Raw genomic sequence first — 12,676 nt, 5'->3', positions numbered from 1 at the left:
CATGAGCCGCATAGAAATCAAGAATCTCGCAAAGAGCTTCAAGGAAGACGCTGTCCTGTCCGGCATTGACCTGGATGTGCCTCAAGGCAGCACACTGGTTTTGTTTGGCCCATCGGGTGCCGGCAAAACAGTTCTGCTCCGCTGCATTGCCGGGGCTATCGAACCGGACAGCGGCGATGTGCTTCTGGGGGGAGCGAGTGTAAGCGATGTGCTGCCCGAACACCGTGGCATCGGCATGGCGTTTCAAAACTTCGCTCTGTTTCCCCACATGAGCGCTTACGACAACATCGCCAGTCCGCTCACCGCGCGCAAAAAGACCGGCGATCAGATCCGCAAGGGTGTTGATGCCGTCGCACGGCTGCTGAAGATCGATCACGTTCTGGACCACACGCCTAAGGCCTTGTCGAATGGCCAGAAGCAGCGAACGGCTCTGGCCAGAGCGCTTGTGTCAGAACCCAAGGTCCTGTTGCTGGACGATCCCTTGCGCAATGTGGATGCCAAGTTGCGGTTCGAGATGCGTCTCGAGCTGCCGCGCTTGCTGTCTGATCAGGGCGCGACGGTCATCTATGTGACGCAGGACTATCGCGAGGCAATGGCGCTTGGCGACAGGATTGCGGTCCTTGACGGCGGTCACATCATTCAGAATGGAACGCCTGAGGAAATCTACCGCAAGCCTGCGACCATCAACATAGCAAAACTCTTCGGCGATCCGACCATCAACCTGCTTGATGTGGTTCCCGTCAGCGATGCGTCCGGGGTCCATGCCATGCTGTCCGACCGGCGGATCCAGCTTGATCCGGGATTGGCCGGCTATGCGGGCAAGGAGTGTGTTCTTGGCCTTCGGCCCGAGGCGCTGAGTTTCACCGATGCCAGTGACGGCGTGCCGGTGACCATCGAGGCCGAGACGCCTTTCAACGAGAAATCCGTCACCCTGGTGACCACGCTGCGCAAGCGCGAAATCCTCCTGTCGCGGCCTTCCGGCACGCCGGCACCTCAGTCCGGCACGGTGCACATCACGATCGATCCGAGCGATGCGGTTCTGTTCGACCGGGAGACGGGTCTCCGCATAGATCCGAATGGCAACAATCAGGCAGCGGAGAGAGCAGCATGAGTGATGGTTTGCTCACCCTCCAGGGTATCAACAAGATCTACAATGAGACCTCCCGCCATCCGGTGCAGGCCGTCAGCGACCTGAACCTGAATGTCGCCGCCGGTGAGATCGTTGCCCTTCTGGGGTCATCCGGCTGCGGCAAGACATCGACCCTGCGCATGATTGCGGGGTTCGAGGCGGTGACCTCTGGCGAGGTCCTGATCAAGGGGCGTCCGGTACACGGTCTGCATCCGGCGAAGCGCAACGTCGCAATGGCCTTTGAAGGCTATTCGCTCTATCCGCCGCTTTCCGTAGCGGAGAACATCGCCTTCGCCCTCAAGTCGGAACGTCTCGACAAGACGGAGATCAAGGCCAAGGTGGCGGAGATCGCTCATCTGCTTGAAATTAGCGACATTCTGGAGCGCTCGCCCGGATCGATTTCCGGCGGTCAGCAACAGCGGGTCAGTCTGGCCCGCGCCTTGATACGGAAAGCGGACCTGCATCTGCTCGATGAGCCGATGGGGCAGTTGGAGCCTCAACTGCGTGCGCTCCTGCGTGGCCGGATCAAGCACTTCATCAAGCAGCGCGGTCTGACGGCGATTCTCGTTACTCATGACCAGACGGAGGCCAATGCGCTTGCGGACCGGATCGCTGTGATGGAAGGCGGTTTTCTGCAGCAATATGATACGCCTGAGCATCTCAAGGATCGTCCGGCGAACCTTTTTACCGGCACCTTCATTGGTGAACCGCCCATGAACGTCTTTCCGGCTCAGGCCGAGGTTGCAGACGATCTCGTCAAGCTGCATCTGGAAGAGGGAGTGAGCCTGTCCTTTCCCGCCGGTGCCTTTTCTCCGCCTCTCAAGGATCGTTTGCTGCTGGAGAAGCAATTCATGATGGGCGTGCGCCCGCATGCGGTGAAAATTTCCGAAACGGGCCAACCGGCGGAGGTCTTTGCCAATCAGTGGCTTGGTGATCAGACACACATCGCCGCACGTTTCGCCGGAAAGACCATCGTTTCGGTGCGGCATGACCGTGCCCATCATGCACCCGGCGAAAACATCGGAATTGAGCTGGATGCCAGCGACCTTCATCTCTTCCATTCCGACACCGGTGCTGCCTTCTCTCATGGGGGAGGTGTGGAATGAATTCTGAGGTGCTGATCGGGCTGGATGCGGGCACGTCGGTCATCAAGGCCGTAGCCTATGACCTCAAGGGTCATCAGATTGCCATTGCCCACCGGCGCAATGCTTATACCACCTTGCCGAATGGCGGCGTGGTGCAGGACATGGCGCGCACCTGGCAGGATACAGTCGTGGTCCTCAAGGAACTGGTTGAGCGGCTGCCTGGCGGTTCCGCCAGTGTCCGTGCGCTGGCCGTCACGGGGCAGGGCGACGGTACCTGGTTGATCGATGCGGATGGCGAGCCTGTCGATGACGGTTGGCTGTGGCTGGATGCGCGGGCGGCGGAAACGGCGCGGGACCTGTGCGCATCCGATGCAATCGACACGATCTACCGGGAGACGGCGACGGGACTGAATGTCTGCCAGATGCGCACCCACCTGGTCCATCTGGCGCGCACCGCGCCAGAGCTTCTGAAGCGCAGCGCCGCTGCCCTTCATTGCAAGGACTGGCTCTACCTCAAGATGACCGGCATCACGGCCTCCGATGTGTCCGAAGCCGGGTTCACCTTCGGCTCCTACAAGGAGGGCACCTACAGCGAAGACGTGGTCGATGCCCTTGGCCTCAGGGCCTATCGACATCTGCTGCCGCCGATTGTCGATGGCACCCGCCAGACCCATGCCATGACAGCGCAGGCGGCTTCCCTGATCGGGCTACCGGCCGGTCTTCCGGTCTGTCTTGGAAGCGTTGACGTGATGTGTTGCGCGTTGGGAGCCGGACTGCATGATGCGTCTGCGGATCGGGGCATGACCATCCTCGGTTCGACCGGCATGCATATGCGCTTTGTGCCGGGTGCCGGCGAGGTTGTGCTCAATCCCGACATGACCGGCTACACAATGCCTTTTCCCGGGGGTGCATTTGCGCAGATACAGACCAACATGGCGGCAACGCTGAACATCGACTGGGCGTTGGGCCTGATGCGTGAGGTTCTGGCTGCCGCCGGTGTAGAGGCAACGCAGGCGGATCTTCTGGCCCGGCTGGACGATCAGGTTCTGGCTGCCCGTCCGGGGGCAGCCTTCTATCTGCCTTACATTTCCTCCGCCGGAGAGCGAGGGCCGTTTTCCGAACCGCTTGCCCGTGCGTCCTTGTCCGGGCTGGATCAGAACACCGGATGGTTTGACATCCTGCGCGGTGTCTTTGACGGCCTGGTTCTGGCCTCGCGGGATTGTTACATGGCGCTTGGACGAGTTCCGGGTGAAATTCACCTGACGGGAGGGGCTGCCAAATCAGTCGCGCTCAAGAAGCTCCTGGCGGCAGCGCTGCGGGCACCGGTCAAGACTGTGGCCCAGCCGGAGGCCGGAGCTGCCGGGGCAGTGATGATGGCAGCTGTCCAGCAAGGGCTTTATCCGGACCTGACATCGGTCACGCGGGGCTGGGTCGATCCTCTGGTCGAGCCCGCAGAGGAACCGGATCCGGAGCTTGCCGACGTCTACGACGCCTTGTTTCCTGCCTATCTGTCCACCCGAAGGGCCATGTCCGAGACGTGGCGCGCACAAGACCTCGCCCGGAGAAAGCTGTCATGACAACAGAAGTGGCCATAATCGGCGACCGGTTCATGCTGTCCGAAATGTTTGCAGCGGCGCTGCACGATGCGTGCGGCGACCGCATTACCTGCAAGACGCTTGATCTTGCCTGGCCGGACGAGCCCATGGAACACGGCTATGCCGTTCCGGGCATGGAGGGGCTGAAGGAGTACATGGGGACGCCGGAGATGGTTCTGGACCATCTGGGCGATGCGCCTGTTCTGGTAACCCATCTTGCGCCCCTGTCGCGATCCGTGTTTGAGGCTGCGCCCACACTCAAGCTTGTGGCCGTCTCAAGGGGCGGTCCTGTCAATGTGGCGATGGATGCCGCGGCGGATCATGAAGTTCTGGTGGTGAATACACCGGGCCGCAATGCCTCCGCTGTTGCCGAGTTCACCATCGGGGCGATTATCGCGGAAACGCGCAATATCACCCGGGGGCATGAAGGTCTGCGCGAGGGCACATACCGGGGAGATCTCTATCGCTCCGACGTTGCCGGTGACGAGCTGTCCGACATGACTGTCGGTGTGATCGGCTATGGCGCGGTGGGAACCCGGGTCGTCCGGTTGCTGCGGGCCTTTGGCACAAGGGTACTGGTGTGTGACCCCTATGTTCAGTTGTCAGCGGAGGACGCGCGGGCCGGGGTGGAGCATGTCTCGCTCGATGTCCTGCTGCAGAGCTCGGACGTCGTCTCGCTTCATCCGCGTGTGACAGAGGAAACACGGGGCATGATTGGCGCTGGAGAGTTCGCGGCCATGAAGCGTGGAGCTTTGCTGGTGAACACCGCCAGAGGTCCTCTTATGGATTACGACGCGCTGCATGCCGCGCTGGTGTCCGGGCATCTGGGCGGGGCGATGCTTGAAACTTTCGCCATTGAGCCAACTCCGCCCGGCTTGCCGCTCTTGCAACTGCCCAATGTCACGCTGACGCCGCATATCGCCGGCGCTTCGCTCAAGACGGTGCGCATTGCCGCTGCCAAGGCGGCCGAAGAAGTTCGGCGCTGGCTTGATGGCGGGCCGCCTGTGAACCCATGCTGAGGATGGTGTGCTCATGACAGACACTGTTTCACGCCTGACGCCATTGGGTACCGAAGACGATCCCTTTGATCTGCTTGTCGTGGGCGGCGGCATCAATGGGGTTGGTGTTGCCCGGGATGCGGTTGGACGGGGGCTGTCCGTTGTCCTGTGCGAGAAGGGCGATCTGTCGGAGGGTACATCTTCCAGATCCGGGAAGTACATTCACGGCGGTCTGCGCTATCTGGAGTATTACGAATTCCGCCTGGTGCGCGAAGCACTGATCGAGCGCGAGGTCGTGCTTGATGTTGCCCCGCATCTGGCCAAGCCCTTGCGGCTTATTCTGGTTCACAGTCCGGAGCAAAGACCGCGCTGGCTCATTCGGCTCGGGTTGTTTCTCTATGATCACCTGGGCGGGAGAAAGCGTATCCCGGCGTCCAGGGCCGTCAACCTTCAATCGGAATGGCCTGATGGGCTGATCAGGTCTGAATTCCAAAGTGGCTTTGCCTATTGGGATGTCTGGATCGACGATGCACGCCTCGTGGTCCTGAATGCCGTGGATGCTGCGCGGCGCGGCGCGGAAATCCTGACACGGACCGAACTCTCCGATGCTCGGCGCCAGGGAGAGCTCTGGTGCGCAAACTTGTGCGATATCGAGACGGGCGACCGGCGGAAGGTTCACGCAAGAGCCATCTTCAATGGGGCAGGCCCCTGGGTAGAGAAGGTTCTGTCTTCCGTCGACAAGGTGAAGTCAGGCTCGTCTGTCCGGCTGGTGAAGGGCAGTCACATCATCCTTCCCAAGTGGTGGACAGGAGACAATGGTTTTGTCCTTCAGGCCCCGGACAAGCGCATCATCTTCGTCAATCCGTATTTTGAGGGGTTGGCTCTGGTTGGCACCACCGATGTGCCGTTTGACGGAAGGCCTGAAGACGTGAAGATCGATCAGGGCGAGATCGACTATCTGCTCGGCATTTTGAACACCTACTTCACCCGGAAATTGAGAGGTTCGGACATCCTGCACTCCTATTCAGGTGTCCGGCCCCTGTTCAATGACGACGATGACAAGTCAGCCTCCGCTGTTACCCGCGATTACACCTTCGAGCTGGATACAGGTGACAAGGGAGCCAGGAGTGGGTCTCAAGAGGACACGTCCTCCAGGGATAAAGCGCCACTGCTCAGTGCCTTCGGCGGCAAGCTGACCACCTATCGCAAGCTGGCCGAACACGCTCTCGATCATCTGGCTCCGTTCTTCCCGAAGATGATGCCTGCCTGGACGGAAGGGGCGTCTCTGCCAGGCGGGGATTTTTCCGGGTGGGCGTCAAGCGAGTGGGCGGTGTCGTTCCGCCAGTCAAATCCCTGGCTGCCGGAAGGATTGGCTGAGCACTATGTGCTTTGCTACGGCACGGACACAGCCCAGATGCTGGCCGGGGCTTCTTGTCCGGCTGATCTCGGGGCTCATTTCGGCGGTCTCTTCTATGAAGTGGAAGCCCGCTGGTTGCTGGACCGCGAATGGGCGCGAACAGCGGATGACATGCTGGTTCGACGCACGAAGCACGGGCTGTTCCTGACAGATGATGAAAAAGCCTCCGTCGAGACATGGCTGACAGGCATAAGAGGCGCGGCATGACACTCTATTCGGAGCTTCAGTCCAATCCGGAGTTTGCCGCCTTGCGGGCCGAGTCCGCCCGTCTTGGTTCCGATCCGCTGCAGGTTCAGGGACCGGGCGGGAACACCTCCATCAAGTCCGGTGATCTGATGTGGGTGAAGGCCTCCGGCACCTGGCTCTCGGACGCACTGACCACGGACCTGTTCGTCCCGGTCTACCATGAGGCACTGGCCGAAGCGCTTGTGGCCGATGATGGCAGAGCCGATGATGTCGGACCGTTTACATGTCGGGAAGAAAACCCTTCCGGGCTGCGCGCTTCCATTGAGGCGACCGTTCACGCCTCCATGTCAGCCAGAGTGGTGTTGCACACCCATTGTGTCGCGACGATTGCGGCGGCCGTCAGAACGGACGCGCCTGCGTTCGTCAAGAGCAAGCTGGCAGGCCTTCCTTACGCGTTTATCCCCTACGCCAAGCCGGGCATCGATCTTGCCCGTGCCATTCGCGAACATGCGTCCGCCGGAACGCAGATCCTGATCCTGGGCAACCACGGGCTGGTGACTTGCGGTGCAACGGTTGGCGAAGCCAACGGCCTTCTTCAGGACGTCAGTGCCCGGCTTGCACCGTCTTCGCTCGCCGGATCTGCCGGCATCGACGATGCCTTTCAGAGGCGGCTGTCCGGGAGCGGCTGGAAACCCGTGCCGCACGGGCCGACCCAGCAGATCGCTCACGATGCTCGGTTGCTGACGATTGCCGATGGCCGGACGCTTTACCCCGATCACCTGGTCTTTCTGGGCCCAGGGGTCACCATGGTCCGTGAAGGCGAACAGCTCACTGACGTGCTGGCTCGCGCCGGGCAGCAGCAGTTTCCCAGCAAGCTGGTGATTGTGCCTGACCATGGTGTCGCGATGCCGGACACCGCGACCGCTTCCGATATCGCCCTTGCGCGCGCTTTTGGAGACGTCCTTGTGCGGATCGCTCCTCAGGCCAGGGTGTCCCGTTTGTCTGAAGATCAGGAAGCCGAGTTGCTTGACTGGGATGCCGAGGTTTATCGGCAGTCCCTCAACAAGGCAGGACGCTGATCATGACGCGAACCGACCTGTTTGTGGGGATCGACATCGGCACGTCCGGCGTTCGGGCAGTGGCTCTCGATCCGGATCTTCAGGTGAATGCGATTGCGCGGGCAGACTTTGGAACAGAGGATGTCACCCGCCGTGATCCATCGGTCTGGGACAAGGCGCTGGGCGCGTGTCTTGCGGACCTGTGCCGGAAAGTTGACCCCGCGGATTTCGCCGCGCTGAGCGTTGATGGCACGTCGGGTACGATCCTTGCCCTGGACGCCGACAACGCGCCGGTTGGCGCGGCGCTGATGTACAATGATACGGTGGAAGATCAGCGGGTTCTGGCGGAAGTCGCGGCGAGCGCGCCAAGAGAAAGCGCGGCCCATGGAGCGAGTTCCGCCCTGGCGCGCGCCATCACGCTTCAGCAACGTTCAGGCGTTGTCCGGATCGTTCATCAGGCGGACTGGATTGCCGAACGTCTGGCCGGACATCCTGTGCCCGGTGACGAGAGCAACGCGCTGAAGACCGGATATGATCCGGTTGCACGGCAGTGGCCCGAGTGGATCAAGGCGACGTCTCTCCGGATGAACCTTTTGCCGGAGGTTGTTCCGACCGGTACCCTCACTGGCAAAACCGGCGGTGCTTACGGCCTGCCGTCCGGCATATCGATTGTCGCAGGCATGACAGACGGCTGTGCGTCCTTTCTGGCGACGGGCGCAAGCCGTCCGGGCGATGGCGTGACCGCGCTGGGCACGACGATGACACTGAAGCTTCTCAGCGACGGGCCACTGTTTGCGCCCGAATACGGCATCTACAGCCACCGGATTGGCGACCTGTGGCTGGCGGGTGGTGCATCCAACAGCGGCGGCGGCGCGCTGCTGGCGCATTTCACACCTGCAGAACTGGCGGATCTCTCGGCGCAGATCGATCCCGAGAGTGCCTGCGAGCTGGATTACTACCCGCTGACCTCCTGCGGGGAACGGTTCCCGATAAATGATCCGGCCTTGCCGCCACGGGAAACGCCAAGGCCTGAGGACGATGCGGAGTTCCTCAAGGGGTTGCTGACCGGCATCGCCCGAATTGAAGCGCTCGGCTATCAGCGCCTGTCCGAACTCGGCGCACCTTCCCTGGTGAGCGTGAGGACTGTCGGTGGCGGTTCGAATAACGCCGTGTGGAGCCGTATTCGCCTCAGGCTGCTCGGCGTTTCGGCGGCGCCTGTGCTGGCCGGAGAAGCCGCTGCCGGGTCTGCCGTGATCGCACGGGGAGCGATGGTCTGACATCATGAGAACGATCTCGAACCTTTCGGAAATTCTGCCCAGCGTCGATGCGCTGCTGCTTGACCAGTTTGGTGTGCTGCATGACGGCACCAGGGCGTTTGCGGGTGCGATAGAATGTGTCGAGGCCTTGCAGGAACGTGGGCTGCCTCTGGTTGCCCTGTCCAATTCCGGCCGCCGCGCAAAGCCCAACATGGACCGTCTGGTCCGGCTCGGCTTTCCGGCCTCGGCCTTCAAGGCGATGGTGACCTCCGGCGAACTGACACGGCACGATCTTCTCAAACGCCTCGCGGACGGCCGCCTGAAACCCGGAAACTCGATCTTGATGCTGGCGCGGGAAAATGACGCCAGCCTGCTGGATGGTCTGGGTGTGAAGGTTGCTGAGCCCGGCGAAGCCGTTCACCTGGTGATCATCAGCGGCGCGGAGCCTGAAACCCACAGCCGGGAAGACTACAAACGCCTTTTGTCGCCATTGGCGCGCGCGGGTGTCCCCGCCATTTGCGCCAATCCCGATACCAGCATCTATGCGGGGGAAAGCGCCTCGTTCGGCCCGGGTTTGCTGGCAGAGGACTATGCCGCTGCCGGGGGGACGGTTGACACTTTCGGCAAGCCAGGTGCGGCGATGTTTCAGGCGGGGCTGGAGGCACTCGGCAAGCCGGACCCCGGCCGTTGCCTCATGGTGGGCGACAGTCTGCATCATGACATCCTGGGTGGCCAGCGGGCCGGGTGCCAGAGCCTGTTGGTCACCTCCGGGGTTCAGGCCGGCCTGGCGGAAGACGGCGTCGAGCCGGACTATGCGATGGACCGGCTGAGGTTTTGAAATCCTTGTGTTTCGCCGGATCGGCTGAAGCCGATGCCGGCGGGCACATCAGACAACTGCACGATTATGACCGACGGGAGAAACGTCAGATGAAAAAAGCCGAACGCGCACTGCGCCAGGAACTGATTGCCTGTTGCCAGGAGATGAACGTCAACGGGCTCAATCAAGGCACCTCAGGCAATATTTCTGCCCGCTTTGAAGACCGGATGCTTATTTCGCCTTCTGCCACGCCCTATGACCAGCTGGAACCGGAAATGATTGCTTCGGTGGACCTGAACGATTTGTCCGGTGCCTGGGAAGGACCATTGAAACCCTCGACTGAATGGCGTTTTCATCATGCGCTGTTGCGCGAGCGCAAGGACGCCGAGGCTGTCGTTCACGCGCATCCGACCTACTGCACGACGCTGGCCATGGCGCGCAAGGAAATCCCCTCGTGCCACTACATGATCGCCGCTTTCGGCAGCACCAACGTGCGCTGCGCGGGCTATGCCACGTTCGGTACCGAAGAGCTTTCGAAGCTGGCCATCGAGGCAATCCAGGACCGGACAGCGTGCCTCCTGGCCAATCACGGCATGATCGCCGTCGGGGAGAGCCTTGCCAAAGCCATGTGGCGGGCCGTTGAGCTGGAAACCATTGCCAGACAGTACTACCTCAGCCTGCAGATCGGTGGCCCCGTGCTTCTGAGCCAGGAGGCCATCGCCGATACGCTGAATTCGTTTTCCGGCTACGGTCTTCAGGATGGAAAAGGCAAAAGAAAAAAGGCATCGTGACACTGTATCCCGTCAGCTATCAGGATAGAGATCGGCGAAGTCGCCCGAGGAGCTTTCTGGCACATTTCAGCCCGCCAGCGGCGGAGCGAAGATGAGACGGAGACCGGGCCGCAAGAGGCGGCCCGGAACCTCCCGGATTCGCAAACATCATCCTGGCATCAAAAACAAAACAGCCAGCTTCAGCTTCACGTCGACCGCCTTGGTGTGAAGGGACGATCATAGCTGCCCGCACACGTGTCCTGACGCCTGTCGCGGCGCTCATAACCGGCCAACCGCCACACCGATCCGCTTCCGCCCGCATCCAGCATCGCATTCGATGCCCCTTCAACGATGCCACGCATCCTCTCGCCAAGATGATCCGTGCCTCGTCGGTCCGGATCAACTTGCCTTTCTCTTTGCTGTAACGGGGCTGCTTCCGGCCGTTCGTTGCGGTTTGAAAGAATGACTGCGGTATGCAACTCTAACCGGCAGTTGTGTTGCCGGACCCGTTGAGGGTGTCTCGAAATCCAGGTTCTGGTATCCGAGCGGGACGTATAGGACCCAAGTGATGAAAAAAGAACACTTTGGCTGTGCTTGCTGTAACGGAACGTTTGGGAAGCTCTTTTATCGAAGCAAACCAATACAAGACATGAAGGCCGCAGCGGCAAATGAAAAAGGCTGGTCGTGCAACTGGGGCATGGACTGGGCGGGGGTCGGGAGGCGTGACGTCCTCAAAGGAGGTTTGGCAGCAGCAGGTTTTGTCGCAACCATGCCAAACGCAGTCTTGGCTCAAGCCGAAGCAACCATTGTATTCAAAGGCGGAACGATCCTGACGGTGGACGCCGATTTTAGTGTTGCGGAAGCCCTTGCCATCAGAGGCAACAAAATACTGGCAGTTGGTTCCGAAGACACCGTCGTTGAAACTGCCGGTGCCGGTGCAAAGGTAATAGATCTGGAAGGCAGGACGGTTTTACCTGGCTTCATCGATGCGCATACCCATGTCGTTTCCGGCTCTGTGGTCGATTCGATCATGGACTATGTCGGGATGGCGCGTTTTGCGACCGCGGCGCAGGTCCTTGAGCATATTGCGTCGCGTGTTGCCGAAACGCCGGCTGGGGAGTGGCTTGCTTTCCGCAACTTCGATCCGGCCGTGCAGGACGGCCCCGATGCGCTGACGTTCAGGGAACTGGATGCGGCGTCCGGAGAACACCCGATTTTTGTGCTGAATGCGTCCGGACATCTCGCCTACGCCAATTCGAAAGCGTTCGAGGCCGCAGGGATCGGAGAAGACATTGAAAATCCGGAGGGCGGGGAATTCGTCCGGGACGAAAACGGCAACCTGAACGGGACGATGAAAAACAATGTCGCGTTCCTCCAGGTGGTGGGCAGTTACCCGGCCATGGCGTCCGTCGATCCGTTCGAGGACTTGATCCGCTTGCTGGACAACTGGAGTGCGAAGGGACTGACGACAGTCTCGGAACTCAGCCTGGGGGCTCTGGCTCAATCCCCGGCGGATGCGCAGGTGATGGCGGCCGCAGCGCAATCGGGACGGCTGTCCGCGCGTATAAGGGCCTATCCGTTCTATACACTTGGCGCGGACGTTTGGGACGCGGCCGGGATCGTGCCAAATGACGGGACCGCTCTCGCGCGCATCGCCGGATACAAACTGGTGGCTGATGGCTCCAACCAGGGGTTCACGGGCTTGCAAAGAGAACCGTATCTCGACAGCGACGATCGCGGTCTTGCCTACATGCAGCCCGATGAGTTGAAGGCGATTGCACTGGAGCGCGCCGAGAAGGGCTGGCCTCTCGCCATTCACGGCAACGGAGATGCCGCGATCGACAATATCCTCGACACCTATGAGGCTCTGCGCGAAGCCGGGATTGACTTGTCGAAAGTGCGCCCCCGGATCGAGCACTGCTCCATCCTGCATGACGACCAGATTGCACGGATGAAAGACCTCGGCGTATCCGCCAGCTTCCTTATCGGTCACGTCCATTTCTGGGGTGTCGCCATGCGTGACAACGTGTTCGGCGCGGAAAAGGCCCAGTTGCTGGACCGCTGTCAAGAGCTGGCTCGGGAAATCTGAACAGCTAGGATAAGTGGAATTTCTGCCTGACTTTGGCTTAGATGCCGGAAACAGGAGAGATCATGACGAGACGACCGCGCCGGAACCACAGCCCGGCTTTCAAGGCGAAAGTGGCGCTTGCCGCGATCAAAGGCGAGCAGACGCTGGTGGAACTGTCCCAGCAGTTCGACGTGCACGCCAACCAGATCAAGCAGTGGAAAGACCAACTCCTTGAGGGGGCGATGGGCGTTTTTGGTGATGAAGCCAAGAGAGAACCGGCTACACCTCCGGTCGATG

12 protein-coding genes are annotated in these 12,676 nt (G+C 60.8%); 11 read left to right on the top strand and 1 reads right to left on the bottom strand.

The genetic code is table 11. The annotated features are described in order from the left end of the window. The first annotated feature begins 1 nt into the window (after position 1). From OA90_RS19185 to OA90_RS19145, 9 genes are all read left to right on the top strand, one after another. On the top strand, positions 2 to 1,111 hold the full coding sequence (locus OA90_RS19185) for an ABC transporter ATP-binding protein (RefSeq protein ID WP_068415880.1): 1,110 nt from the start codon (positions 2 to 4) through the stop codon (positions 1,109 to 1,111). Then, entirely contained in the window at positions 1,108 to 2,235 is a 1,128-nt protein-coding gene (locus OA90_RS19180) for an ABC transporter ATP-binding protein (RefSeq protein WP_068415878.1), read from the top strand. Before OA90_RS19185 ends, OA90_RS19180 begins: the two co-directional genes overlap by 4 nt. Then, positions 2,232 to 3,791, top strand: coding sequence for an FGGY-family carbohydrate kinase (locus OA90_RS19175; protein WP_068415875.1), 1,560 nt, complete (start codon positions 2,232 to 2,234; stop codon positions 3,789 to 3,791). Before OA90_RS19180 ends, OA90_RS19175 begins: the two co-directional genes overlap by 4 nt. Continuing rightward, the gene (locus OA90_RS19170; protein ID WP_068415872.1) at positions 3,788 to 4,828 is read left to right on the top strand and encodes a 2-hydroxyacid dehydrogenase; all 1,041 of its coding nucleotides are present in this window, start codon (positions 3,788 to 3,790) and stop codon (positions 4,826 to 4,828) included. Before OA90_RS19175 ends, OA90_RS19170 begins: the two co-directional genes overlap by 4 nt. Positions 4,829 to 4,841: 13 nt before the next feature. Further along, positions 4,842 to 6,431 (top strand): glycerol-3-phosphate dehydrogenase, encoded by a 1,590-nt coding sequence (locus OA90_RS19165; RefSeq protein WP_068415869.1) that lies wholly within the window; start codon positions 4,842 to 4,844, stop codon positions 6,429 to 6,431. Beyond that, the gene (locus OA90_RS19160; protein ID WP_068416202.1) at positions 6,428 to 7,489 is read left to right on the top strand and encodes a class II aldolase/adducin family protein; all 1,062 of its coding nucleotides are present in this window, start codon (positions 6,428 to 6,430) and stop codon (positions 7,487 to 7,489) included. Before OA90_RS19165 ends, OA90_RS19160 begins: the two co-directional genes overlap by 4 nt. A gap of 2 nt (positions 7,490 to 7,491) precedes the next feature. Further along, positions 7,492 to 8,745: an FGGY-family carbohydrate kinase gene (locus OA90_RS19155; protein ID WP_068415866.1), complete on the top strand. Its 1,254-nt coding sequence runs from the start codon at positions 7,492 to 7,494 to the stop codon at positions 8,743 to 8,745. Positions 8,746 to 8,749: 4 nt separating this feature from the next. After that, positions 8,750 to 9,562 carry a TIGR01459 family HAD-type hydrolase gene (locus tag OA90_RS19150; RefSeq protein ID WP_068415863.1) on the top strand — a complete coding sequence of 271 codons (813 nt, stop codon included), beginning with the start codon at positions 8,750 to 8,752 and terminating at the stop codon, positions 9,560 to 9,562. Between the two features lie 89 nt (positions 9,563 to 9,651). Further along, entirely contained in the window at positions 9,652 to 10,332 is a 681-nt protein-coding gene (locus OA90_RS19145) for a class II aldolase/adducin family protein (protein WP_068416199.1), read from the top strand. Between the two features lie 185 nt (positions 10,333 to 10,517). Here the strand turns inward: OA90_RS19145 and OA90_RS28640 are convergent, their stop codons facing one another. Next, positions 10,518 to 10,673 (bottom strand): hypothetical protein, encoded by a 156-nt coding sequence (locus OA90_RS28640; protein ID WP_156510567.1) that lies wholly within the window; start codon positions 10,671 to 10,673, stop codon positions 10,518 to 10,520. Positions 10,674 to 11,080: 407 nt separating this feature from the next. Between OA90_RS28640 and OA90_RS19140 the strand changes: the two genes are divergently transcribed. Continuing rightward, entirely contained in the window at positions 11,081 to 12,400 is a 1,320-nt protein-coding gene (locus tag OA90_RS19140) for an amidohydrolase (RefSeq protein ID WP_208986199.1), read from the top strand. 62 nt (positions 12,401 to 12,462) lie between these two features. Further along, a partial coding sequence (locus tag OA90_RS19135; RefSeq protein ID WP_068416196.1) for an IS3 family transposase occupies positions 12,463 to 12,676 on the top strand: 214 nt, incomplete at its 3' end.

The organism is Labrenzia sp. OB1, from assembly GCF_001624695.1.
Lineage (GTDB): Bacteria > Pseudomonadota > Alphaproteobacteria > Rhizobiales > Stappiaceae > Roseibium.
Note: the sequence above shows the minus strand (reverse complement) of the source record. Positions and strands in the feature narration are given on the sequence as shown.

What these genes read in the sequence shown, in the direction of transcription:
- OA90_RS19185 (WP_068415880.1), top strand. Translation starts at nt 2, where the DNA reads ATGAGCCGCATAGAAATCAAGAATCTCGCAAAGAGCTTCAAGGAAGAC.
- OA90_RS19180 (WP_068415878.1), top strand. Translation starts at nt 1,108, where the DNA reads ATGAGTGATGGTTTGCTCACCCTCCAGGGTATCAACAAGATCTACAAT.
- OA90_RS19175 (WP_068415875.1), top strand. Translation starts at nt 2,232, where the DNA reads ATGAATTCTGAGGTGCTGATCGGGCTGGATGCGGGCACGTCGGTCATC.
- OA90_RS19170 (WP_068415872.1), top strand. Translation starts at nt 3,788, where the DNA reads ATGACAACAGAAGTGGCCATAATCGGCGACCGGTTCATGCTGTCCGAA.
- OA90_RS19165 (WP_068415869.1), top strand. Translation starts at nt 4,842, where the DNA reads ATGACAGACACTGTTTCACGCCTGACGCCATTGGGTACCGAAGACGAT.
- OA90_RS19160 (WP_068416202.1), top strand. Translation starts at nt 6,428, where the DNA reads ATGACACTCTATTCGGAGCTTCAGTCCAATCCGGAGTTTGCCGCCTTG.
- OA90_RS19155 (WP_068415866.1), top strand. Translation starts at nt 7,492, where the DNA reads ATGACGCGAACCGACCTGTTTGTGGGGATCGACATCGGCACGTCCGGC.
- OA90_RS19150 (WP_068415863.1), top strand. Translation starts at nt 8,750, where the DNA reads ATGAGAACGATCTCGAACCTTTCGGAAATTCTGCCCAGCGTCGATGCG.
- OA90_RS19145 (WP_068416199.1), top strand. Translation starts at nt 9,652, where the DNA reads ATGAAAAAAGCCGAACGCGCACTGCGCCAGGAACTGATTGCCTGTTGC.
- OA90_RS28640 (WP_156510567.1), bottom strand. Translation starts at nt 10,673, where the DNA reads ATGCGTGGCATCGTTGAAGGGGCATCGAATGCGATGCTGGATGCGGGC.
- OA90_RS19140 (WP_208986199.1), top strand. Translation starts at nt 11,081, where the DNA reads ATGCCAAACGCAGTCTTGGCTCAAGCCGAAGCAACCATTGTATTCAAA.